General features: G+C 67.3%; 23 protein-coding genes and 4 tRNA genes. 20 read left to right on the plus strand and 7 right to left on the minus strand.

Going from position 1 to position 21,172, the window contains the following annotated elements; translation table 11 throughout:
* Positions 1-145: 145 nt before the first annotated feature.
* The 3 genes from GORHZ_RS05130 to GORHZ_RS05140 all read right to left on the minus strand — a co-directional run bounded on the left by GORHZ_RS05130 (position 146) and on the right by GORHZ_RS05140 (position 2,591).
* The gene (locus tag GORHZ_RS05130) at positions 146-1,237 is read right to left on the minus strand and encodes an AbrB family transcriptional regulator (protein ID WP_006331019.1); all 1,092 of its coding nucleotides are present in this window, start codon (positions 1,235-1,237) and stop codon (positions 146-148) included.
* Between the two features lie 57 nt (positions 1,238-1,294).
* Positions 1,295-1,912: a class I SAM-dependent methyltransferase gene (locus tag GORHZ_RS05135; protein ID WP_040530270.1), complete on the minus strand. Its 618-nt coding sequence runs from the start codon at positions 1,910-1,912 to the stop codon at positions 1,295-1,297.
* 61 nt (positions 1,913-1,973) lie between these two features.
* On the minus strand, positions 1,974-2,591 hold the full coding sequence (locus tag GORHZ_RS05140) for a class I SAM-dependent methyltransferase (protein WP_006331021.1): 618 nt from the start codon (positions 2,589-2,591) through the stop codon (positions 1,974-1,976).
* An 88-nt stretch (positions 2,592-2,679) separates the two neighbouring features.
* On the opposite strand from GORHZ_RS05140, the gene menD reads away from it, so the two are divergent.
* The 3 genes from menD (at position 2,680) to GORHZ_RS05155 (ending at position 5,858) form a co-directional block, all read left to right on the plus strand.
* Entirely contained in the window at positions 2,680-4,344 is a 1,665-nt protein-coding gene (gene menD / locus GORHZ_RS05145; RefSeq protein ID WP_006331022.1) for a 2-succinyl-5-enolpyruvyl-6-hydroxy-3-cyclohexene-1-carboxylic-acid synthase, read from the plus strand.
* A gap of 131 nt (positions 4,345-4,475) precedes the next feature.
* Positions 4,476-5,297, plus strand: a complete 822-nt coding sequence (locus GORHZ_RS05150; RefSeq protein WP_006331023.1) for a methyltransferase — start codon at positions 4,476-4,478, stop codon at positions 5,295-5,297.
* A 36-nt stretch (positions 5,298-5,333) separates the two neighbouring features.
* On the plus strand, positions 5,334-5,858 hold the full coding sequence (locus GORHZ_RS05155; protein WP_006331025.1) for a DUF3592 domain-containing protein: 525 nt from the start codon (positions 5,334-5,336) through the stop codon (positions 5,856-5,858).
* On the opposite strand, the gene GORHZ_RS05160 is transcribed toward GORHZ_RS05155, so the two are convergent.
* Positions 5,810-6,424, minus strand: coding sequence for a Type 1 glutamine amidotransferase-like domain-containing protein (locus tag GORHZ_RS05160; RefSeq protein WP_006331026.1), 615 nt, complete (start codon positions 6,422-6,424; stop codon positions 5,810-5,812). The two genes, GORHZ_RS05155 and GORHZ_RS05160, sit on opposite strands and share 49 nt — an antisense overlap.
* Before the next feature lie 91 nt (positions 6,425-6,515).
* On the opposite strand from GORHZ_RS05160, the gene GORHZ_RS05165 reads away from it, so the two are divergent.
* Together GORHZ_RS05165 and GORHZ_RS05170 are read left to right on the plus strand one after the other, a co-directional pair.
* Positions 6,516-7,658: a glycosyltransferase family 4 protein gene (locus GORHZ_RS05165; protein ID WP_006331027.1), complete on the plus strand. Its 1,143-nt coding sequence runs from the start codon at positions 6,516-6,518 to the stop codon at positions 7,656-7,658.
* Between the two features lie 69 nt (positions 7,659-7,727).
* Positions 7,728-8,426 (plus strand): demethylmenaquinone methyltransferase, encoded by a 699-nt coding sequence (locus tag GORHZ_RS05170; protein ID WP_040530263.1) that lies wholly within the window; start codon positions 7,728-7,730, stop codon positions 8,424-8,426.
* A 9-nt stretch (positions 8,427-8,435) separates the two neighbouring features.
* Here GORHZ_RS05170 and GORHZ_RS05175 read toward each other — a convergent pair whose 3' ends face one another.
* Both GORHZ_RS05175 and GORHZ_RS05180 read right to left on the minus strand, forming a co-directional pair.
* A complete protein-coding gene (locus tag GORHZ_RS05175; RefSeq protein ID WP_006331029.1) occupies positions 8,436-9,419 on the minus strand; it encodes an oxygenase MpaB family protein in 984 nt (327 codons plus the stop codon).
* A gap of 27 nt (positions 9,420-9,446) precedes the next feature.
* A complete protein-coding gene (locus tag GORHZ_RS05180; protein ID WP_006331030.1) occupies positions 9,447-10,709 on the minus strand; it encodes a geranylgeranyl reductase family protein in 1,263 nt (420 codons plus the stop codon).
* Between the two features lie 102 nt (positions 10,710-10,811).
* On the opposite strand from GORHZ_RS05180, the gene GORHZ_RS05185 reads away from it, so the two are divergent.
* The 4 genes from GORHZ_RS05185 to GORHZ_RS05200 all read left to right on the plus strand — a co-directional run bounded on the left by GORHZ_RS05185 (position 10,812) and on the right by GORHZ_RS05200 (position 14,224).
* Positions 10,812-11,831 carry a polyprenyl synthetase family protein gene (locus tag GORHZ_RS05185; protein WP_006331031.1) on the plus strand — a complete coding sequence of 340 codons (1,020 nt, stop codon included), beginning with the start codon at positions 10,812-10,814 and terminating at the stop codon, positions 11,829-11,831.
* Positions 11,832-12,012: 181 nt separating this feature from the next.
* The gene (locus GORHZ_RS05190) at positions 12,013-12,939 is read left to right on the plus strand and encodes a type IV toxin-antitoxin system AbiEi family antitoxin domain-containing protein (protein WP_006331032.1); all 927 of its coding nucleotides are present in this window, start codon (positions 12,013-12,015) and stop codon (positions 12,937-12,939) included.
* Positions 12,940-13,088: 149 nt separating this feature from the next.
* A complete protein-coding gene (htpX, locus tag GORHZ_RS05195) occupies positions 13,089-13,946 on the plus strand; it encodes a zinc metalloprotease HtpX (protein WP_006331033.1) in 858 nt (285 codons plus the stop codon).
* A gap of 50 nt (positions 13,947-13,996) precedes the next feature.
* Positions 13,997-14,224, plus strand: coding sequence for a hypothetical protein (locus GORHZ_RS05200; RefSeq protein ID WP_006331034.1), 228 nt, complete (start codon positions 13,997-13,999; stop codon positions 14,222-14,224).
* Between the two features lie 138 nt (positions 14,225-14,362).
* On the opposite strand, the gene GORHZ_RS05205 is transcribed toward GORHZ_RS05200, so the two are convergent.
* On the minus strand, positions 14,363-14,854 hold the full coding sequence (locus GORHZ_RS05205; RefSeq protein WP_006331035.1) for a YajQ family cyclic di-GMP-binding protein: 492 nt from the start codon (positions 14,852-14,854) through the stop codon (positions 14,363-14,365).
* A 202-nt stretch (positions 14,855-15,056) separates the two neighbouring features.
* Between GORHZ_RS05205 and GORHZ_RS05210 the strand changes: the two genes are divergently transcribed.
* The 11 genes from GORHZ_RS05210 (at position 15,057) to rplA (ending at position 21,160) form a co-directional block, all read left to right on the plus strand.
* Positions 15,057-15,776, plus strand: a complete 720-nt coding sequence (locus GORHZ_RS05210; RefSeq protein ID WP_006331036.1) for a hypothetical protein — start codon at positions 15,057-15,059, stop codon at positions 15,774-15,776.
* An 86-nt stretch (positions 15,777-15,862) separates the two neighbouring features.
* Positions 15,863-15,943 (plus strand) — tRNA-Tyr (locus tag GORHZ_RS05215).
* 132 nt (positions 15,944-16,075) lie between these two features.
* A tRNA-Thr gene (locus GORHZ_RS05220) sits at positions 16,076-16,148 on the plus strand.
* 20 nt (positions 16,149-16,168) lie between these two features.
* Positions 16,169-16,242: transfer RNA gene (locus GORHZ_RS05225), tRNA-Met, on the plus strand.
* An 81-nt stretch (positions 16,243-16,323) separates the two neighbouring features.
* Complete coding sequence (gene rpmG / locus GORHZ_RS05230) at positions 16,324-16,491, plus strand: 50S ribosomal protein L33 (protein WP_003929651.1); 168 nt, start codon at positions 16,324-16,326, stop codon at positions 16,489-16,491.
* 155 nt (positions 16,492-16,646) lie between these two features.
* A complete protein-coding gene (locus tag GORHZ_RS05235) occupies positions 16,647-17,732 on the plus strand; it encodes a fused (3R)-hydroxyacyl-ACP dehydratase subunits HadA/HadB (RefSeq protein ID WP_006331037.1) in 1,086 nt (361 codons plus the stop codon).
* 367 nt (positions 17,733-18,099) lie between these two features.
* Positions 18,100-18,172 (plus strand) — tRNA-Trp (locus GORHZ_RS05240).
* 39 nt (positions 18,173-18,211) lie between these two features.
* Positions 18,212-18,658, plus strand: a complete 447-nt coding sequence (secE, locus tag GORHZ_RS05245) for a preprotein translocase subunit SecE (RefSeq protein WP_006331038.1) — start codon at positions 18,212-18,214, stop codon at positions 18,656-18,658.
* A 71-nt stretch (positions 18,659-18,729) separates the two neighbouring features.
* Positions 18,730-19,656, plus strand: a complete 927-nt coding sequence (gene nusG / locus GORHZ_RS05250) for a transcription termination/antitermination protein NusG (protein ID WP_006331039.1) — start codon at positions 18,730-18,732, stop codon at positions 19,654-19,656.
* A gap of 107 nt (positions 19,657-19,763) precedes the next feature.
* Positions 19,764-20,198: a 50S ribosomal protein L11 gene (gene rplK / locus GORHZ_RS05255; RefSeq protein WP_006331040.1), complete on the plus strand. Its 435-nt coding sequence runs from the start codon at positions 19,764-19,766 to the stop codon at positions 20,196-20,198.
* A 245-nt stretch (positions 20,199-20,443) separates the two neighbouring features.
* The gene (gene rplA, locus GORHZ_RS05260; protein ID WP_006331041.1) at positions 20,444-21,160 is read left to right on the plus strand and encodes a 50S ribosomal protein L1; all 717 of its coding nucleotides are present in this window, start codon (positions 20,444-20,446) and stop codon (positions 21,158-21,160) included.
* The last annotated feature ends 12 nt before the right edge of the window (positions 21,161-21,172 follow it).

Raw genomic sequence — 21,172 nt, forward strand, 5'->3', positions numbered from 1 at the left:
GGTCCCGACTCTAATCAGGAGTGCGGAGATCGGTCGATAGCGGTGCGGGTGGGGTGGCCTCGATACGCGTCGGGCTCACTTCGTTCGCGCGTCGCACTCGACCAGCGGATGGGGCGTTACTCGACCAGCGGATGGGTGAGGGGTGTCAACGGGCGAGTCGCCTCGCAGCGGCCCGGGCGGCGAAGGGCGCGACGAACAGCATCAGCAGCACCCGCAGAATCTGCGCGGCGACCACGAACGCGACGTTGGCTCCGCCCGCGGTCGCCGCGGCCAGCACCGCATAGATACCGCCCGGCGTCGTCGCGAGGTAGCAGTCGAACATCGATTCGCCGGTCCACAGCGACAGTGCGACACCCATGCCTGCGCACGCGACACCGATCGCGACGATCAGCAGCGTCGCCAGCGGCAGGACCCGGCCGATGGCACGCAGGCGTTCCAACGTGAAGCCAAGTCCTGCCTGCCAGCCGATGATCGCGTAGGCGATGGTCAGCAGTGCGGGGGTGACCGCGGCGTCGCCGGCCAGTCCGGTCAGTTCGGCGATGGTGGCCAGCGCCATCGGGCCGAGCAGACCAGCGGCGGGCATGCGAAGCAGGTGACCGAGGGGGATTCCGACGGCGAGACAGACGGCCAGCAGGATCAGGCCGCCGCCCTGATCGGACCAGGACGGCGATGCGGTCGACACGCTGCCAGGGTCGGTGTCGAAGACGACGGTGGCCACCAGCGGGATGGTGACGGTCACCAGCGCCACCCGCAGATACTGGATCACCGCGACCATCCGGACGTCGCCACCCAACTCGCGGGTCAGGGCGACCAGCCCGGACGCGCCGCCGGCGACCAGCGCCAACGACCCGGTCAGCGGGTCTACCAGTCGGTGCAGACCGAGCAGCGCGCCGCCGCCCACCGACAACGCCAGCGTCCCGAGACCGATGATGAGCACCGGGAACCACGACGACCCGAGCCCCGACAGTGTCTCCGGGTCGGCCATCGTCCCGATGAACACCCCCAGCACACCCTGGGCGGCCAGCATGAACTTGCGTGGCACGACGGGCGCGTCGGAGGCGCGGTCCTCGGGACGGTCGACGGTGGCGGTGGGCCGGGCGCGCGGCGCTCGTCCGGCGATGGCCAGCACGGCGGCGACGACGAGACCCGCGAACAGCGCGGCGGCGTCGACGTCGATCAGGTCGAGGAGGTACGTCGCCGTCGCGGTGAGAACGGCCAACAGGATCCAGCGACGCATTCACTCGAATGTATTCGCCCAGCACCCGGCGCACTCGCCGGGCTCATGAGATCCCGCTCACCCGATACGGGCCACCCCGAGGCTCATCGCGGCGAGGGACTTGGGCGCACCCTTTTCGTAGAACTGCTCGAGTGACTCGACGGTGAGTCCGGCGTCGGCGAGGGCTCGGGGGATGTCGCGGGTCAGGTGGCAGCCGCCGACCAGGCGCTTCTGCATCGGTTCGAGGCGGTGTTGCCAGGTGCGGACCTTCTCGTCGGGTGCGATGCCGTGTTCGAGGAAGTGCAGCGTGCCGCCGTCGCGGACGACCCGTTTGACCTCGGCGAGCGCCGCGGGCAGGTCGGGGATGGTGCACATGGTGAAGGTGCTCAGCGCGTGGTCGAAGGAGTCGTCGTCGAAGGGCAGGTGCTGGCCGTCGAGGCCGGCGCGGTCGATCGGCACGCTCGAGCCGGCGACCCGTTTGGCGGCGATCTTCCAGGCCTCGTCGTTCGGTTCGATCGCGGCGATCCGCGTGACGGTGTCGGGATAGAACTCGACGTTGGTTCCGGACCCGAAACCGAGTTCGACGACGTCACCGGTGAGGTCGGCGCAGGCTTTCTCGCGGAACGGTTTGTCGACGTCCATGCCGCACATGAAGTTGAGGATGTGGGGCAGGACGCGGTCGTCGTAGAAGCCCATGTCCGAATTGTCCTCCGGTTGGATGACGGACACCACAGCCTGGGCGGACCGATATCCCAGTTCAGGCGGGGTAGGCGACTCCGCGGCTCATCGCGTTCGCGGTCTTGGCGGCACCCGGTTGATAGAAGGTGTCCAGTTTGTCGATGACGAACCCCGCATCGGTGAGCGCCTGGGGGATGTCGCGGTTGAGGTGGCAGCCGCCGGCGATCCGCTGCTGGATCGGGTCGAGGCGGTGTTGCCAGCGGCGGACGTTCTCGTCGGGGGCAAGGCCGTGTTCGAGGAAGTGCAGTTCGCCACCGGGCTTCAGTACGCGCTTCACCTCGGCCAGCGCCGCGGACAGGTCCGGGATGGTGCACAGCGTGTAGGTCGACAATGCGCAGTCGAAGGTGTCGTCGTCGAAGGGCAACTGCTGGCCGTCGAGCCCGGACCGCTCGATGTGGGTAGGAGACGCCGACACCCGGTCGTGCGCGAGTTTCCAGCAGACATCGGACGGCTCGACGGCGTCCACCCGGGTCACCGCCGCCGGGTAGGACTTGACGTTATGCCCGGTGCCGAAGCCGAGTTCGAGGACCCGCCCGTGCAGCCCCTCGCACGCGCGGTCGCGCGACGGCCGGAGCGCGCCGAACCCACAGACCAGGTTGATCGCCCGCGGCAGGATGTGCGCGTCGTAGAAGTTCATCGTCTGTCCACTTTCCCCCGGTTGTGACGTGACGTGCACCACCGTACGCGCGTGACCGACTCGCCAGGAGTGCCCCTACATTGGAGGCATGAATCCCTCGACACTGCAGGCCCGGGTCATCGTTGACGAGATGATCCGCGGCGGCGTCACCGAGGCCGTGCTGTGCCCCGGGTCGCGCAACGCGCCGCTCGCGTTCGCGCTGCACGCCGCCGACGTCGCGGGCCGGTTGCGTCTGCACGTGCGGATCGACGAGCGGTCGGCGGGATTCTTGGCGCTCGGTCTGGCGATCTCGTCGCGGCAGCCGGTGCCGATCGTGATGACCAGCGGCACCGCGGTCGCCAACATGAGTCCCGCTGTGTTCGAGGCCAACTACGCCCGCGTGCCGCTGGTGGTGGTGAGCGCGAACCGGCCGTATGAACTGCTGGGGTCGGGCGCGAACCAGACCGTCGAGCAGTTCGGCATCTTCGGCACGCAGGTGCGCGCCGCGATCAGCCTCGGGCTGGCCGAGCAGGATCTCGACACCAATAGCCAGTGGCGCTCGGCGGTGGGACGTGTCCTCGCGGCGGCGCGGGGTGCCCGCACCGGCAACGCCGGCCCGGTCCAGTTCGACATCCCGATCCGCGAACCGCTGGTCCCCGACCCCGAGGTGCTGCCCGACGACGACCTCGGCACCTTCGCCGGCCGGCCCGACGGCCTGCCGTGGACGCAGGCCCCGGTTGGCAAGCTCGACGTGCCGCTGCCCATCGACCTGTCGCTCGACACCGTCGTGGTCTCCGGGCACGGCGCGGGGGAGCATCCGGCGCTCGCCGGGATCCCGACCGTCGCCGAACCGACGGCGCCGCACGCCCAGACTCCGCTGCATCCGCTGGCGCTGGATTCACTGCATCCGCAACAGGCGATCATCTGCGGCCGTCCGACCCTGCATCGCGGGGTCGCGCGGCTGCTGGCCGACCCCAAGGTCCGCGTCTATGCGCTGACCACCGGACCGCGCTGGCCCGATGTGTCGGGCAACGTGTACGCGACCGGCACCCGGGTCGAGCCTCTGGGCGAGCCCCGCGAGGAGTGGCTCAAGGATTGCGCGGAGGTGCAACAACGGGTGCTCGGGGCCGTCGACGCGGAACTCGACGAGTCGGCCTCGACCACCGGGCTGCACGTGGCGAGGGTGGTCTCGGCGGCCATGCGGCCCGGCGACCAGCTGGTGGTGGGCGCTTCCAACCCGATCCGCGACGTCGCGTTGGCCGGCCGGGCCACCGACGGCGTGCGGGTGCTGTCCAACCGTGGGGTGGCCGGTATCGACGGCACCAATTCGACGGCCATCGGGGCGGCGATGGCCCTGGACAGTGTGTCGTCGGGGGCGCGGACCGTCGCGCTGATGGGGGACCTGACCTTCGTGCACGACGCGACCGGCCTGCTGGTCGGGCCGGGGGAGCCGCGCCCGAAGTCGTTGCGCATCGTCGTCGCCAACGACGACGGCGGCGGCATCTTCGGGCTCCTCGAACAGGGCGACCCGCGCTACAACCGCGGACCCTATGCCGGGGCGTACGAACGCGTCTTCGGGACCCCGCACCGCACCGATCTGGCGGCGCTCTGCGCAGGCTTCCATCTGCCGCATCGTCGGGTGGCGATCGGCGATCTGCCGGGCGTGCTCGGCGAGGATGCCCCCGAGGGCGGTGTCGAGGTGATCGAGGTGGTCACCGACCGCGAACACCTGCGCGCGGTGCATGCGGCGATCGGGGCGCGGATGCGTCGGTAGTCCTTCATCCAGTCGATTTCGCCCCAGTTGGATAGTCTTCCTTGGTCTGTGCTCAGTAGTATCCGGTTGAAGCTCGGTCGCGCTCCTCATGTCGTGATTGATAGAGACCAACGCAGGGGTCGGAGGTTCTCGTGTCCGCTGACAGCATCGACAACGTCGACAATTCAGCACGGTCGGTTGGGAAGTTGATTGGGCGGATCCGGGCCGCAGCGGTCGCGGCGGCGGATCGCATGGGCCCGGACCAAGGCCTGGATGAGAAGGTGCGCGACGCCAGTGACTACTGGACCTCACGAGAGGGCGGACACTGGGAGTCGAACTCCCACTGGCGTAGTGGGCTCGGGGACCAGACCTGGCGTGAGGTCGGCGAAGAGCACTTGAGCATTCTTCGAATGTTCGCGACCGCTCTTGGGGGTTCGGCCGCGGATTTCGGGACTGTCGTCGACTGGGGATGCGGCGGTGGAGCGGTTGCTGCTGCCCTTGCTCCGTTGTCCAACCGGATGCTCATCGCGGACGTAGTCCCGGAGACCCTCGCGGAGTGCGAAGCGCAGATACGGTCAGGCTCTGACACTCCACTTGACAAACTTGAGGTCAATCTCGCCAACCCCGAGAAAGCAGCGGCGCCGTACGCGAATCAATGCGACACGTTCATCTGCATCTATGTCATCGAATTGACCGCTGATCCTGCAGAAGCACTGCGCATCGTGAGAATCGCCACGCAGATGCTGAAATCAGGGGGCATGGCGGTCTTCCAGGTCAAGTACCGGGCAAACGCACGCTTCGTTGGCCCGGTGAAGCGGGCTTATCGGCGAAACCTCGCCAACATGACAGTCTTCAGTATCGACGAGTTCTGGTCAGAGCTCGAGAAGAACGGACTGACGCCGAAGTTGATCACCTTGGTGCCACGGACCCGGCTTGACCGCAATTATGCCTACTTCGCCGCGGTCAAGCCCTAACGTCTGTTGTTCAGGGCTGCGGTTACCCTTGCTGTCATGAATCCGACCATCCTGCGGCGCACCCAGATCGTGCTGCTGCTGGTCGGGCTGACCGTGACGACGATGGCCGTGGTGATGGTCGCGGGTTGTCACCGCAACGACACCCAGATCGATGCGCACAAGGCGACCGTGATGGCCGACGTGGTGTCGGCGAGCCGACTGCACGCAGCGGTCAACTTCCAAACCCCGGACGGGCAGTTCCATAGCCCGCGGTTGGGGCTGCTGTATCCGACCGAGCTGACCCAGGGCCAGCGGATCAGCGTCGAGTACGACGCCACCAACCCCGACCTCGCGCGGCCCGCAGGACGTGACTGGACGCTGGCAATCATCCCGGCTCTGTCGGTGGCCGTGGTGGGCTGGATCGTCGTCGGCGCGGTGATGTTGCTGCTCGCCGAGATCAATCGTCGGCTCCCCGGGGCGTCCCGCACCGAAAACGACGAGTGGGGTGGCACAGACGCCGCAGCGACTGCCGATCAGACGGTGACTACCGAACGTGAATCGCCGGAGACCAGCAACGCCTGATCGTCGGTGAGGAACCGCAGCGGGTATCGGGTGCCGTAGCGGGTCCGGATCTCGTCGATCACCTCGCTGCCGCACACGATGCCGTCGGCGTGCGGGATCACCACCTCGTCGATCCAGCCCAGACCCTTCGTGGATGCAAGGCCGGCCCCTTCCTCCGGGTCGTCGAGGAGGCTCAGCGGTTCGATGTCGGCGCCGACGACGCACGCCCCCGCGCTGACCCCGACATAGGGCAGACCGGCCTCGACGCGTTCGGTGAGCAGATCGGCGAACCCCCGTGACCGCATCACCGCCAGCAGATAGAAGACGTTGCCGCCGGAGACGAACACGACGTCGGCGTCGTCGAGGCCGCGGACCATGCCGGCGTGATCGAGGCGCTCGATGTCGAGGTCGCCGACCGAATAGCCGAATCCGCGCAGCGTGCGGCGGTCGTAGTCCACCCAGGAACGGTCCCGGTAGATCGACGACGCGGTCGGCACGAAGGCGACGCGTACCCGCCCGGAGACCCGTTTCTCCACGAACTCGGGCACCGCATCGAGCCACCGGCTGACCAGAAGGAGTTCGGCCATGGACCCATTCTGCCCGCGAGTTCACCGGAACTTCCGCACACGGTCACGTCAAACCTGTGTGCGCGACAACCGTCGTCGTGACACTGTCGCCATGCGGGTAGCGATCGTCGCAGAGAGTTTCCTGCCGCAGTGCAACGGAGTGGTCAACTCGGTACTGCGGGTGGTCGACCATCTCGAGCGCACCGGGCACGAGGTCGTCGTCATCGCACCGGACACCCCACGCGGGGAGGCACCGGCACCACGGATGGTGGGTCGTCGCACCCCCGTCCACCTGCTGCCGTCGGTGAACTTCCCCAAGGTGACGTCGCTGCCCATCGGGGTGCCGATGCCGTCGCTGTATCGCACGCTGCGCGACGTGGACCCCGACGTGGTGCACCTGGCGTCGCCGTTCGTCGTCGGGCTGGCCGGGGCGCTGGCGGCACGGAAGCTGGACCTGCCGTCGGTGGCGATCTTCCAGACCGACGTGGCCGGGTTCGCCGCCAGCTACGGGCTGTCCGCGACGTCACGGCTGGCGTGGCGCTACACCCGACGGCTGCACGAGATGTGCGACCGCACGCTTGCCCCCTCGACCGAGACGCTGAAGACGCTGGCCGGACATGGTGTGCCGCGGCTGCATCACTGGGGTCGGGGCGTCGACGTGGAGCTGTTCGACCCGTCGCATCGTGACGACGACCTGCGGGCGCGGTGGGACGCGACGGGGCGGCTCGTCGTCGGATTCGTCGGGCGCCTGGCTCCGGAAAAGCATGTGGAGCGGCTCGCGGGACTCGACGGTGATCCGTCGGTGCGGGTGGTCATCGTCGGGGACGGGCCGGAACGACGACGACTCGAGACACTGATGCCGCACGCTGAGTTCACCGGGGTGCTGCGTGGCGCCGAGCTGGCGAAGGCCTACGCGAGCTTCGACGTGTTCGCGCACGCCGGCGAGCACGAGACGTTCTGCCAGACGGTCCAGGAGGCGATGGCGTCCGGGCTGCCCGTCATCGGGCCGGATGCGGGTGGGCCGCGTGATCTGGTCGCGCACTGCCGGACCGGATACCTGCTGCCGCCGTCGGATTTCGCTGCCCGGTTGCCGTCGGTGATCGACGTGCTGCGCGACGACGCGCTGCGCGCCGAGTTCGGTCGCGCGGGCCTGACCGCGGTGCGGGCGCGGACCTGGCCGGTGATCTGCGATCAGCTGCTCGGGCACTATCGCGCGGTGATCGACGGTGAGCAGGAGATGCCGCTGGCCGGTTGATCTCGCTGGCCGGTTGATCTTGCTGGCCGGTTGATTCCGCTCTCTGGGGCGGCCGGTAGCGTGGTCGGCATGGGTACGGGCGCGCAGGACCGCGCGAGCTTGGAGAAGGATCCGGCCGAGGTCGCGGCCATGTTCGACGGGGTGGCCAAGCGTTACGACATCACCAACACGGTGCTGTCGTTCGGTCAGGACCGGGGCTGGCGGCGCAAGACGCGCAAGGCGCTCGCGCTGAAGCCCGGGGATATCGTGCTCGATCTCGCGGCCGGGACCGCGGTGTCGACGGTGGAGTTGGCATCGTCGGGGGCACACTGTATCGCCGCCGACTTCTCGCTCGGCATGCTGAAGGCCGGCGCACATCGGGACGTGCCCAAGGTCGCTGCCGATGCGCTCGCGTTGCCGTTCGCCGACCAGTCCTTCGACGCCGCAACGATCTCGTTCGGGCTGCGCAACGTCCAGGACGTGCCGAAGGCCTTGGCCGAATTGCGGCGGGTGCTGAAACCCGGTGGGCGCCTGGTGATCTGCGAGTTCTCCACGCCCACGGTGGGTCCCTTCCGGACGGTGTACATGGAGTACCTGATGAAGGCGCTGCCCGCGGTCGCGACCAAGGTGGCGAGCAATCCGGTCGCCTACGTTTACCTCGCCGAGTCGATCCGCGCCTGGCCCGACCAGTTCGCGCTCGGGGATCTCATCCGCGAGGCCGGGTTCTCACAGGTGCGCTGGCAGAACCTCACCGGCGGGATCGCGGCGATTCATTCGGCGGTGCGCTGAGCGGGGGTCTCAGGAGTTGCTGGCGGCGGGGTGCGTGTCCTCCGACGGCGTGCGCTCTGCATGCGGGACCGGGCAGCCGGTGCCCGGCGTGAAAGTACCGAGATCCTCGAGGCGGTAGCCGTTCGGGTAGCCGCGTACCATCTTCGTCTCGCGGCCGAACAGCGGCTCGGTGCGCGGTGACGAGAAGAACCGGATCGCCAGGCCGCGGGCCTTGAGGCCGCCGCGCACCAGCACCCGCTCGACGCCGGTCGGCTTCGGATAGCCGTACGCGTTGAGCAGGCGATCGTCCATGAGCGCGAACGACATCCGGCGCACGACGGGACGCGGCAGCAGCCGGTACGGCATGAAGGTGCCCAGCAGGTCGAGCGTGGCGTCGGCCACGGCGAGCGCCTGGGCGCTGTAGGCGAAGTGGGCGTTCTCGTAGGAGTCGTAGTACTGCTTGAACTCCTCGTAGGTCTGCGGGATGTCCTTGATCGCCATGTGCTTGCCGAGGCTGCGGTAGTGGTTGGTCAGCCCGACGATCTCGTGGCGGGTGAGTTTGCGCCACTCGTAGGCATTGATCCACTCGACCGGGCACACCACGAACGTCGACAGCACGTACAGCATGTCCTCGTTGGAGATGTCGTACATCGCGTGCATCTGGTTGATGCGGCGAACGCCGGCGCGGCCTTCGGTGCTGTCGAAGCCGTGCTCGATCGGCGCGTCGAGCAGCAACACCGTGTCGTCGTAGCGCTTCTGGGTGTGCTCGGTGAATTGTTTCGTGTCGTAGAGCAGGTTGCCGATCGACGGCGACGCGTAAGTGCGGAACAACGCGAAGCTCAGCGACTGGGTGAAGCCCCAAGGGAACTCACGGGTGCTGAGCTGCTGCGCGATCTGCGTCGCGTCGGCGGTCGCGTCGATGTGGTCGATCTCGCCGCGCAGGTGATAGCGGGTGGCGATCCGGTTCTGCAGGGCGGTGCGGGCCCGGGCTGCGGCGTTGGAGACGGCGGACATGCTATGAAACATATCACTGATTTTGTGTCATTGGAATGGTGGACGGTCGTCGATCCTGGTCGACAGACGTCCCGCGGTACGCCAGGCGCGCGCGACGAGGTCGGCGTCGTCGGGGGTGATGAGGTTGCCCATGACGCGCACCACCAGCGACATCAGCCGCGCGGACCGGATGCCCGGCCGCCCGAGTGTGGGGACGGCCTGCGGGACGGTGAGCACTCCGGCGAGTCGTCGGGCGGCGGAGAACGCGAGGCCGTAGTGCTCGACGAGGAGGTCGCGCCAGCGGGTGGTGTGGTCGGGGCAACGGCGCGTGTCGTCGAGCAGTTCGACGGCGAGGCGTCCGGTTTCGAGCGCGTAGTCGATGCCCTCGCCGTTGAGCGGGTTCACGCAGGCGGCGGCGTCGCCGATGAGCATCCAGTTCGGGCCGGCCACGCCGCTCACCGCGCCGCCCATGGGCAGCAGTGCCGAGGTGAGACGTTGCGGCGGGCCGTCGATGGCCCACTCGTCGCCGACCATCCGCGCGTAGTGCTCCAGGATCGGCCGCAGCGCCATGTGCGCGGGACGTTTCGCCGTGGCCAGGGCCCCGACGCCGACGTTGAGCAGACCTTCGCCGTCCGGCCCGCCGAGTGGGAACACCCAGCCGTAGCCGGGCAGAAGAGCGTCGTCGGGGCCGCGGAGTTCCAGATGCGAACCCATCCACTCGTCGTCGGCGCGCCCCGACGGCACGTACGCCCGCGCAGCCACCCCGTAGGCGGTGTCCCGATGCCACTGCCGGCCGAGCGCCTTGCCGAGCGCCGACCGCACCCCGTCGGCGACGATGACGTCGCGCGCGGCGATCGCCGTGCGGCCCTGATCGGTCTGCACGATCACCTCGGCGATGCGGCCGCCGTCCATCGTGACGTCGACGGCCTTGGCGCCCTCGACCATGCGGGCCCCGCGCGCGACCGCGAAGTCGCGGATCGCGTCGTCGAGCTCGGTGCGGGCCACCGCGCTGCCGTAGCTCGGGAACCGGCCCGACGGCCAGTGCACACGCTGCTGCGCACCCCAGCCGTGCAGCGCGAGGCCGACGATCCGCGGCCGGTTCTGGAGGTAGCGGCCGAGGCCGAGTCGGTCGAGTTCGGCGACGGCGCGGGGGGTCAGGCCGTCGCCGCAGGTCTTGTCGCGTGGGAACGTCGCGGCATCGAGCAACACGACGTCGTGTCCGGCCGCGGCGGCGTACGCGGCAGCGGCCGATCCCCCCGGGCCCGCCCCGACGACGAGGACGTCCGCGCGTTGCGGTCTCTCGCTAGTCACCCGACCAGTATGTCGGGACGCCACAGCGGATAGGCTCGGCAGCATGGCAGCCGCCCGTCCCGGGCCGGCTGCGACCGACGACGCAGATGGAGCGGCTTGCACGTGAAATCCACATTCGCCGGGCTGGACCTCGGTACCGATGAGTTCGCCGGCACGGTGCGCACCTCGTTGGCGCAGGTCGAGGACCTGCTGCTGACAGAGCTGTCGTCGGGCGACGAGATCATGACCGAGGCGGCGACCCACCTCGCGAAGGCCGGCGGCAAACGGTTCCGGCCGATGTTCGCGATCCTCGCCGCGCAGTTCGGCGCACGACCGGATGCACCCGAGGTGATCACCTCGGCCACCGTGGTCGAGATGATCCACCTGGCCACGCTCTACCACGACGACGTGATGGACGAGGCGCCGATGCGCCGCGGTGCGCCGAGCGCCAACGCTCGCTGGACCAACAGCGTGGCGATCCTGTCCGGTGACTTCCTGTTCGCCCGGGCCTCGCGTCTGGTGTCGACGCTGGGGCCCGAGGCCGTGCGGATCATTGCCGAGACGTTCGCCGAACTGGTCACCGGCCAGATGCGCGAGACGATCGGGCCCCGCGAGGGTGTGGACCCGATCGACCACTACCTCAAGGTCGTGTGGGAGAAGACCGGTTCACTCATCGCCGCCGCCGGACGGTTTGGGGCGATGTCCGCCGACGCCACCGTCGAGGACATCGAGCGGCTGTCGAAGCTCGGCGACATCATCGGCACCGCGTTCCAGGTCTCCGACGACATCATCGACATCAGCTCCGTCAGCGGTGACTCGGGCAAGACACCCGGCACCGACCTGCGGGAGGGCGTGCACACGCTGCCGGTGCTATACGCGCTGCGCGCCGACGACCCGGCCTCTGCACGACTACGAGAGCTGCTGGTCGACCCGCAGACGGGCGCCGCGAAGCCGCTTTCCGACGACGCAGAGGTGGCGGAGGCCATCGAGGTGCTCAACGCGTCGGCCGGCATGGCCGCGGCGCACGAGCGGCTGCACGCGTACGCGGCGGAAGCCAACGCAGTGCTGGCCGAGCTGCCCGAGGGGCCGGCGCACGGCGCGTTGTCGTCGTTGGTGAGCTACACCATCGATCGCACGGGGTAGTTCCGTCCATCGAGGTTGCGGCATCTCTCGGTCGGCGAGAGATTGCGCAATTTGCTGTGAGCTGATCGGCTGGCGGTTGCGCGATGTATCGGTGGGCGAGAGATCCCGCAACTTCTGCTCGGTAGGTCCACGCGTCCTGCGACCGGGGAACCGTCGCGCGCGGCACGCCGTCCAATCGAGCATGGATTCTCGCGAGGCCGTGCGCCGACATCTCGCCGGGCACGACGGTGTGATCACGATGTCGCAGGCACTCGCCCAGAAGATGAGCCGCGCGGCTGTCCACCGGCGCGTCAAGGCCGGGGAGTGGCTGCGGGTCGCGAACGGTGTCTATCGGGCGGCGGATCACGCGATGACGAATCGTGCACGGATGCGCATCGCCGTCGCGTCCGGTGGTGAGCGGGCGGTCCTGTGCGGACCGGCCGCGGCCTGGTGGCTCGGATTGACCGACGGGTTCCCGTCGTCGATCACGGTGATCTGCCGGACGAAGGGGCGACACAGCGGCGCCATCGCGGGAATGCAGGTCTCCTACCGCAGACTCGACGATGTCGATGTCGTGGACTCCGACGGACTTGCCGTCACCTCCATCGCGCTGACCGTGCTCGACACCGCCGTCGTGACGGGGGCATCGGTGGTGGACAACGCGCTGCTGCTGCGGCGGGTCACCGTGGATCAACTCGCGGCGGCCTTCGAGCGGTACCCGCGCCGCTCCGGCGCGACGGGGACCAGACGACTGATCGAGGCGTTGCGATCGGGCGCGCGGTCGGAGGCCGAGCGGCTGGCCGTGGGCATCTTCGGTGCCGGCGGAATCACCGGGTGGAAGGCGAACCACTCGGTGTGTGGGTACCTCGCCGACTTCGTGTTCGACGACGCCCGGGTCATCGTCGAGATCGACGGGTTCGCCTTTCATCGGGACTCCGAGACCTTCCAGCGCGATCGGACCAAACGCAACGCCTGGACCGCTGATGGCTGGACGGTGCTCAACTTCACGTGGAATGACCTCGATCGACGTCCCGAGCACGTTCGCGAGCACGTCCAAGCGGCGACGGCAGACGCGAGGTTGCGGGATCTCTCGGTGGGTGAGAGATTGCGCAACCCCAAGGCGAGCTGATTGGCGGGCGGTTGCGGAATGTTCCGGTGAGCGAGAGATCCCGCAACCCCAAGGCGAGCGGCGTCGGAAACTCTGCCGACGTCCGTGTCGTTTGACAGAGTGAGAGCGCCGGGACCTACGCCCGGCCACTGCGCGACAGCGAGGAACAGATGCACTTCAACGGCTTGAAGACGGCGGCCCTGATGGGGTTGATGTCTGCGATCATCGTCGGGATCGGGGCGATGTTCCGCAGCCCCACGATCCTGGTGCTCGCGGTTCTGTTTGCGGTCGGTACCAATGCCTACGTCTACTTCAACTCGGCCAAACTGGCGCTGCGGTCGATGCATGCGCAGCCGGTGACCGAGGTTGAGGCGCCGGTGCTCTACCGCATCGTCCGGGAGCTGGCGACCAGCGCCCGCCAGCCGATGCCGGCGCTCTACATCAGCCCCACCGAGTCGCCGAACGCGTTCGCGACCGGCCGCAACCCCAAGAACGCGGCGGTGTGCTGTACCGCCGGCATCATGCGGCTGCTCGACGAGCGGGAGCTGCGTGCGGTGCTCGGCCACGAACTGTCCCACGTCTACAACCGCGACATCCTGATCTCGTCGGTCGCCGGTGCGATGGCGGCGGTCATCACCGGTCTGGCGAACTTCGCGTTCTTCTTCGGCGGCAATCGCAACGGTGGGGGTCCGGGCCTGCTCGGGGTGCTGCTGATCAGCCTGCTGGGTCCGCTGGCCGCGACGGTGATCAAGATGTCGGTGTCCCGGTCGCGGGAGTATCAGGCCGACGAGTCTGGTGCGCAGCTGACCGGTGACCCGCTGGCGTTGGCGTCGGCGCTGGCCAAGATCAGCGGCGGGATCGACCGTGCCCCGCTCGCGCCGGAGCCGCGGATCGAGGCGCAGTCGCACCTGATGATCGAGAGCCCGTTCCGCGGTGGCGGTATGTCGAAGCTCTTCTCCACCCACCCGCCGACCGCCGACCGCATCGCACGCCTGCACGAGATGGCGCGTCGGGGGCCGCTCCGGTAGGGCGCTGATCCGGCTAGCGCATTGATCGGCGATGCGCGATCATCGAGCTCATGAGGACTACGCTGGACATCGATCCGCGCGTGCTCGCGGCCGCGCGAGCACGGGTCAACGATGGTCGGAACAAAAGCATCGGCGAGGCGGTCTCGGAGCTCGCCATCGCGGGCCTGGCCACGACAAGTCCCGTCACCACCGACACCAACGGACTGGTGCTGTTGCCATCGTCGCCAGGTCACGTGGTGACCGACGACATGGTGGCCGAAGCTCTCTGCGGGCGGTGATCTCAAGGTCGCTTCGCCAGATTGCCGTTGGGCCGATACGAGTAGGGCGTTCGCGAGTGATCTCGATATGCGGCCTCGGCTGGCGCCTCCGACGCTACTCGATCAGCGGTTTGGGGTACCGAGGCCAGACCCAGGAACTCAGCGGTAGTTCACGAACTGCAGAGCGATCCCGAAGTCCTCGCCCTTGAGCAGCGCGATGACCGCCTGCAGGTCGTCGCGCTTCTTACTCGAGACGCGCAGCTCGTCACCCTGGATCTGCGCCTTGACGCCCTTGGGGCCCTCGTCCCGGATCTTCTTGGAGATCTTCTTGGCGTGCTCGGAGTCGATGCCCTGGACGAGGCTGCCGGAGATCCTGAAGGTCTTTCCCGAGGAGGTCGGCTCCCCGGCGTCGAACGCCTTCAGCGAGATGTCGCGGCGGATCAGCTTCTCCTTGAACACCTCGAGGCCGGCCTGGGCCCGTTCCTCGGCATCGGAGGTGATCACGATGTTCTCCTCACCGGACCACTCGATACCGGTGTTGGTGCCACGGAAGTCGTAGCGCTGGGACAGCTCCTTGGCCGCCTGGTTGAGGGCGTTGTCGACCTCCTGGCGGTCAACCTTGCTCACCACGTCGAACGATGAATCAGCCATGACCGACAGCCTATCTCCGACGACAGTGCGGGTCGTTGGGCTCTGTCGGGTTCGGCGCGGCGGCGCGAGAATTCTGTTGAGGCGGACGAATCGGGCGACTCCTCGTTGTGAATGTCACCGGACCTCTGGCGCGTGAGTTTGATCTCTCGTCCCGCCCTCCCGGGAGCACCATCCACCGACGAGCTGACCAGGAGAATCCGACATGAAGACCACAGCGAAACAACACCGGAGTTTTCGGCGCCTCGTCGTCGTGGCAGGGGCGATCGCGGCCTACGCGACGTTGGTCCGTCCCCGAATCCTGCGCTGGGGTGCGTTCGAGGAAGAGGTGGCCGCCGACTACCCGGGCCGCGACATCGTGCCCGGCGGGCGCCGGATATCGACGATGGCGACCACTCTCGACGCCCCGCCGGAGCAAGTGTGGCCGTGGCTGGTGCAGATGGGACTGGGCCGGGGCGGGTGGTACAGCTGGGATCACCTCGACAACTGGGGTCACGTCAGCGCCGAGGAGATCCATCCCGAATGGCAGCAACTCGAGGTCGGGAGCAGGCTGTCGACCTCAACCGACGGATCGACCGCCTTCGTCGTCGCCGCGATCGAACCGAAGCGCTTTCTGGCCCTACGCGCCTCGCTCGATCTGCGCGCCGGCAGGGAGTTCGATCCCGACGATGTTCCACGGCCCCGGTACTTCACCGACTCCACCTGGTGCTTCCAGCTGACTCCCTTCCCCGGCGGGAAGACGCGTCTGGTGGTGAGCGGCTACGCGACGTACGGGCCGCGGTGGCTGGCGCGGATCTTCGAACCGGTGGTGTTCGAACCTGCCCACTGGATCATGCAGCGGCGGCAGTTCCGGAATCTGCGGCGGTTGACCGCGCATGCCCCGGCGCGTCCGAGCGTCGCCGAAGCCACGAAGACTGTCCTCTGACCAGCGGGTTTGCGCGGACCTGGATGGTTCGTTGTATTCTTCACGGCGTTGTTCTTGCGGTCGGAACCCCGGCCGAGGGAACGCACGGCAGGTTGCCCGAGCGGCCAATGGGAGCGGACTGTAAATCCGTCGCGAAAGCTACACAGGTTCGAATCCTGTACCTGCCACAACGAGGTGAATCGCTGCTCACAGGCGCTCGCCACCGGTCGTCCAGGCGATTTGGTGAGCGCCCCGAGTGGTGTGTAATCTCGTTAAGGCCCTCGAGCAGTCCGGCACCACGCCAGACGACCTCGGGGCACGCCCCCTTAGCTCAGTCGGCAGAGCGTTTCCATGGTAAGGAAAAGGTCGACGGTTCGATTCCGTCAGGGGGCTCGCTGGACCCCAGTCCACATGGCGGTGTAGCTCAGCTGGTTAGAGCGCACGACTCATAATCGTGAGGTCGAGGGATCGAGTCCCTCCACCGCTACACATCGGTGCCGACCAGCTCGGACCCGAACACGCAAAGGGCAGCCGAGCCCGCCACGTACCACCGAAAGAAGGCAACGAAGTGGCCTCCTCAACAGATGTTCGCCCCAAGATCACCTTGGCGTGCGAGGTGTGCAAGCACCGTAACTACATCACCAAGAAGAACCGCCGCAACGATCCCGACCGCCTCGAGATCAAGAAGTTCTGCCCGAACTGCGGCAAGCATCAGGCGCACAAGGAATCGCGCTGACACGAGCTTTGTCGGCGATTCCGGCACAATGACGTAGAGCGGGCCGCCTCGTGGAGGCGGCCCGCATTCGTCGTAGATGGCCCGTTGCGGCCAGCGGCACACAGAAACGGACACCACGGCATTCCGCCCGAGATGGTCAGTGAGGAGCGGCATCCATGACGCAGACGACCGAAGCAGAGATCCAGGAACGGATCAACGGCCTCAAGAACGGTGAGAAACTCACTCCCGAGGAGATCGCGGAGCACACCAAGGCGTTGGTGGGTTTCAAGTACACCGTCGACGACTACTACGAGGTCGGTCGCGAGGAGGTCCGTAAGCACGCGCGTGCCGTGCAGGACGACCACCCGGTCCACTGGAACGAGGCCGCCGCCGCCGAGATGGGTCACGACACCCTGATCGGGGCGCCCACGTTCGTCTCGGTGCTCGGCATCATCGCCCAGCGTCGCCTCTTCGAGGACGTCGTCACCGGCTATGACCTGTGGCAGATCATGCAGACCGACCAGCGGCTCGTGTTCCATCGCCCGATCAAGGTCGGCGACCGCCTCATCTGCGACGTCTCGCTGGACTCCTTCCGCCAGATGGCCGGCACCGACGTGATGGTGACCAAGAACATCATCTGGAACCAGCACGACGAGCCGGTCATGACCACCTGGACCAGCCTTGTCGCCCGTCCGGCCGTGGAGGCCGACCCCGCCGTCCTCGACGAGCTCGAGCACGTGATGATGAAGGTCGACCGTGAGCCCGACCTCCCGCACACCGTGCACGGACCGTTCGCCCGCTACGACGACCCGGACCCGGTCGTCGACCCCAAGCCGTACTCGGCGATCAACTTCGACGACCTCACCGTCGGCCAGGAACTGCCCCCGGTCACCAAGACGCTGACCCGAGGCAACCTGGTCAACTACGCGGGCGTCGCCGGTGATCCGAACCCGATCCACTTCTCCGACGAGGTGGCGCGCGTCATCGGTATGGAGACCGCCGTTGCGCACGGTATGCAGACGATGGGCTTGGGTGCGAGCTTCATCTCGAGCTTCGTCGGCGATCCGGCGGCGATCTTCGAGTACAACGTTCGCTTCACCAGCCCGGTCTACGTGCCGCCGGACAGCTACGCGCAGGTCGACTTCACCGGCAAGATCAAGTCGCTGGACCCCGAGACCCGTCGCGGTGTCATCGCGATGGTCGCCAAGCAGGGGGACCGCAAGATCTTCGGGCGCGCTCTGGCGCACGTGCAGTTCAACTGACCTTCGCCGACCCTCGTCGTGGGGGTTGCGGTTTGCTGCGCACTGCGTGTCAATCAGCAACGCATGCGGGGGACCGTTCGGTCTCCGACCGTGCGCCGGACACGAGGGTGGCCAGGCGTTGGCCCGTCGTCGCTGCACCGGCGCGCCGAATGCGGGCGCCAGGCGCGGCATTGCAGTGTGCTGCGATCCGCGCAGCGGACAGCAACCTCTGTCGGACCGAGGGGCCGGTGGGGAGCCGTTTTGGGTTAGGCGTCCACGATGTTCTACACTGAGTTGTCTGGTTGACTCTTGACTTGCGCGCTACCCACTAGGGTGGCGCGTTGGTTTTGTCTGGAACAATCGGATACGCGGTCCTCCGGGACCGCAAAGGGGCGTAGCTCAACTGGCAGAGCAGCGGTCTCCAAAACCGCAGGTTGCAGGTTCAAGTCCTGTCGCCCCTGCCCCGCTGAGGGCATACGTAGACGAGAGGAACCTCGAAGGTGAGCAAGCGAGATCGAGCCCGCGACAAGGACGCCGCGGAGGACATCTCCACGGAATCCGCGGAGGAGCTCGAAGGTCGCGAGGACGCCACGAGCTCCGACGAGGAGTCGACTGAACTCCGTCCGTCGGGCAAGCGCTCGGCGCGAGGCCGCCGTTCGTCCACGTCTGCCCCGGTCACCGACGGCGACTCGGATTCCGAAGGCGGATCCGCGGTCGCAGTCAAGGAACGCAAGAAGAAGCCTGCGTCGGAGAGCCGTAATCCGCTGGTTCGGATCTGGCTGTTCCTGAAGCAGGTGGTCGCAGAACTGAAGAAGGTCATCTGGCCGACCCGGTCGGAAATGATCACGTACACGATCGTCGTGCTGATCTTCGTCATCGTGATGACGGCCTTCATCTCCGGTATCGACCTGGGCTTCGCCAAGCTCGTCCTGTTGGTCTTCGGCTGACGAGGCCGTTCAGCGGGCGACGGTGAGGCCATCACGGTCGGACCGAAACCGAAAGAGGAGCGTGGGCTGCAGTGAGCACCCCGGAGAACGAGATCGAATCGACCGACGTGGACACGTCGGTGATGGATGCTGTCGACGAGACCGAGGATCTCGGTGTCGAGGCGCAGGTCGAGGCCGCCGAGGATGATGCCGCAGCGGTCGACGGTGGCGAGGCCGCGGTTGAGGCCCTCGATGGCGAAGATGTCGCCGTCGAGGCCGACGAGGACGAGGACATCGTCGCCGCCGAGGACAGCGCGGACGTCGAGGACGCGACCGAAAACGCTGACGACACCGCTGTCGAGGAAGCCGAAGTCGCTGAGGCACCCGCCGAGGAGACCGACCCCGTCGAGGCGCTGCGCAAGCAGCTGCGTCGCGCGCCGGGCGAGTGGTACGTCATCCACAGCTACGCCGGCTACGAGAACAAGGTGAAGGCCAACCTCGAGACCCGCGTCCAGAACCTCGATGTCGGCGACTACATCTTCCAGGTCGAAGTGCCGACCGAAGAGGTCACCGAAATCAAGAACGGTCAGCCCAAGAAGGTCAACCGCAAGGTGCTGCCGGGCTACATCCTCGTGCGCATGGACCTCAACGACGAGTCGTGGGGCGCGGTGCGTAACACCCCGGGTGTCACCGGTTTCGTCGGCCTGACGTCGCATCCGTCGCCGCTGTCGCTCGACGAGGTGATGAAGTTCCTCGCGCCGCGCGTGGAGCCCAAGAAGCCCGCCGCCGCGAAGGCCGGCGCCGAGGGTGTCGAGGCGGCCGCCGCCGCGGTCACCTCGGTCATCGAGGTGGACTTCGAGGTCGGCGAGTCGGTCACCGTCATGGACGGCCCGTTCGCGACGCTGCCCGCGTCGATTAGCGAGGTCAACGCCGAACAGCGCAAGGTCAAGGTGCTCGTGTCGATCTTTGGTCGCGAGACACCTGTGGAGCTCGGGTTCAACCAGGTCGAGAAGATCTAGGACCTCTCGTGAAGCACGCTCCTCCGAGAGCGTGCGCAGAGCACTGAAACAAAGACTTTCACGTCTCCAGCGGGCGTGAATTTGTAGGAAACAAACAAGGAACAAGGATGCCTCCCAAGAAGAAGAAGCTCGCCGGCATCATCAAGCTCCAGATCCAGGCAGGTGCGGCCAACCCGGCACCGCCCGTGGGTCCGGCGCTTGGTCAGCACGGCGTGAACATCATGGAGTTCTGCAAGGCGTACAACGCCGCGACCGAGTCGCAGCGTGGCAACGTCATCCCGGTCGAGATCTTCGTGTACGAAGATCGCTCCTTCGACTTCAAGTTGAAGACCCCGCCGGCTGCGAAGCTGCTCCTCAAGGCCGCCGGCCTGCAGAAGGGCTCCGGCGAGCCGCACGTCAAGAAGGTCGGCAAGGTCTCGATGGACCAGGTCCGTGAGATCGCCAAGACCAAGGCCGAGGACCTCAACGCCACCGATATCGACCAGGCCGCGAAGATCATCGCCGGTACCGCTCGGTCGATGGGGATCACCGTCGAGGGCTGATCTCGTCGATCTGGCTGGTCGGGGTCGGGGGAGTGATCTCGATACGCTGCTCGCCTGGCGGCTCGCAGCTACTCGATCAGCAAAATGGTCGCGACTCGATCAGCGAGATGGTCGCGACTCGATCAGCGGAATGATCGCGACTCGATCAGTGGAGCACACAGCTCGATCGGCAGAAACACCGTGGGAGGGCCGGCTCGGCCCACTAACCACTAACCCGAAGACATACACGGAGAAAGAACAGAGCAATGAGCAAGAAGAGCAAGGCATACGCCGCCGCGGCCGAGAAGGTCGACAAGTCCAAGCTCTACAGCCCGCTGGAGGCTGCTGAGCTGGCCAAGGAAACGTCGTCGAAGAACACCGACGCGACCGTCGAGGTCGCGATCCGGCTGGGCGTCGACCCCCGTAAGGCAGACCAGATGGTTCGAGGCACCGTCAACCTGCCCCACGGCACGGGTAAGACCGCCCGCGTGATCGTGTTCGCCGTCGGTGACAAGGCCGCCGAGGCCGTCGCCGCGGGCGCCGACGAGGTGGGCGCCGAGGACCTGATCGAGAAGATCCAGGGTGGCTGGCTCGAGTTCGACGCCGCGATCGCCACCCCGGACCAGATGGCCAAGGTCGGTCGCATCGCGCGTGTGCTGGGCCCGCGTGGCCTCATGCCGAACCCGAAGACCGGCACCGTGACCCCGGACGTCACCAAGGCCATCAACGACATCAAGGGCGGCAAGATCAACTTCCGCGTCGACAAGGCCGCCAACCTGCACTTCGTCATCGGCAAGGCATCGTTCGACGCCACCAAGCTGGCGGAGAACTACGGCGCGGCCTTCGACGAGATCATGCGCGCCAAGCCGTCCGCGGCGAAGGGTCGCTACATCAAGAAGGTGACCGTCACGACCACCACGGGCCCGGGCATCCCGGTCGACCCGCAGGTCACCCGCAACTTCGCGGAGGCCGCGACCGACTGATCGTGAACCTCG

It is taken from the genome of Gordonia rhizosphera NBRC 16068 (assembly GCF_000298195.1).
In the GTDB taxonomy this organism is placed as follows: domain Bacteria; phylum Actinomycetota; class Actinomycetes; order Mycobacteriales; family Mycobacteriaceae; genus Gordonia; species Gordonia rhizosphera.

What these genes read in the sequence shown, in the direction of transcription:
- GORHZ_RS05175 (WP_006331029.1), bottom strand. Translation starts at nt 9,419, where the DNA reads ATGTCCGCCGTCTCCAACGCCGCAGCCCGGGCCCGCACCGCCCTGCAG.
- GORHZ_RS05130 (WP_006331019.1), bottom strand. Translation starts at nt 1,237, where the DNA reads ATGCGTCGCTGGATCCTGTTGGCCGTTCTCACCGCGACGGCGACGTAC.
- GORHZ_RS05190 (WP_006331032.1), top strand. Translation starts at nt 12,013, where the DNA reads ATGGATTCTCGCGAGGCCGTGCGCCGACATCTCGCCGGGCACGACGGT.
- GORHZ_RS05235 (WP_006331037.1), top strand. Translation starts at nt 16,647, where the DNA reads ATGACGCAGACGACCGAAGCAGAGATCCAGGAACGGATCAACGGCCTC.
- GORHZ_RS05170 (WP_040530263.1), top strand. Translation starts at nt 7,728, where the DNA reads ATGGGTACGGGCGCGCAGGACCGCGCGAGCTTGGAGAAGGATCCGGCC.
- htpX (WP_006331033.1), top strand. Translation starts at nt 13,089, where the DNA reads ATGCACTTCAACGGCTTGAAGACGGCGGCCCTGATGGGGTTGATGTCT.
- menD (WP_006331022.1), top strand. Translation starts at nt 2,680, where the DNA reads ATGAATCCCTCGACACTGCAGGCCCGGGTCATCGTTGACGAGATGATC.
- GORHZ_RS05205 (WP_006331035.1), bottom strand. Translation starts at nt 14,854, where the DNA reads ATGGCTGATTCATCGTTCGACGTGGTGAGCAAGGTTGACCGCCAGGAG.
- GORHZ_RS05165 (WP_006331027.1), top strand. Translation starts at nt 6,516, where the DNA reads ATGCGGGTAGCGATCGTCGCAGAGAGTTTCCTGCCGCAGTGCAACGGA.
- GORHZ_RS05200 (WP_006331034.1), top strand. Translation starts at nt 13,997, where the DNA reads ATGAGGACTACGCTGGACATCGATCCGCGCGTGCTCGCGGCCGCGCGA.
- GORHZ_RS05160 (WP_006331026.1), bottom strand. Translation starts at nt 6,424, where the DNA reads ATGGCCGAACTCCTTCTGGTCAGCCGGTGGCTCGATGCGGTGCCCGAG.
- GORHZ_RS05135 (WP_040530270.1), bottom strand. Translation starts at nt 1,912, where the DNA reads ATGGGCTTCTACGACGACCGCGTCCTGCCCCACATCCTCAACTTCATG.
- GORHZ_RS05155 (WP_006331025.1), top strand. Translation starts at nt 5,334, where the DNA reads ATGAATCCGACCATCCTGCGGCGCACCCAGATCGTGCTGCTGCTGGTC.
- rplA (WP_006331041.1), top strand. Translation starts at nt 20,444, where the DNA reads ATGAGCAAGAAGAGCAAGGCATACGCCGCCGCGGCCGAGAAGGTCGAC.
- GORHZ_RS05140 (WP_006331021.1), bottom strand. Translation starts at nt 2,591, where the DNA reads ATGAACTTCTACGACGCGCACATCCTGCCGCGGGCGATCAACCTGGTC.
- rplK (WP_006331040.1), top strand. Translation starts at nt 19,764, where the DNA reads ATGCCTCCCAAGAAGAAGAAGCTCGCCGGCATCATCAAGCTCCAGATC.
- GORHZ_RS05210 (WP_006331036.1), top strand. Translation starts at nt 15,057, where the DNA reads ATGAAGACCACAGCGAAACAACACCGGAGTTTTCGGCGCCTCGTCGTC.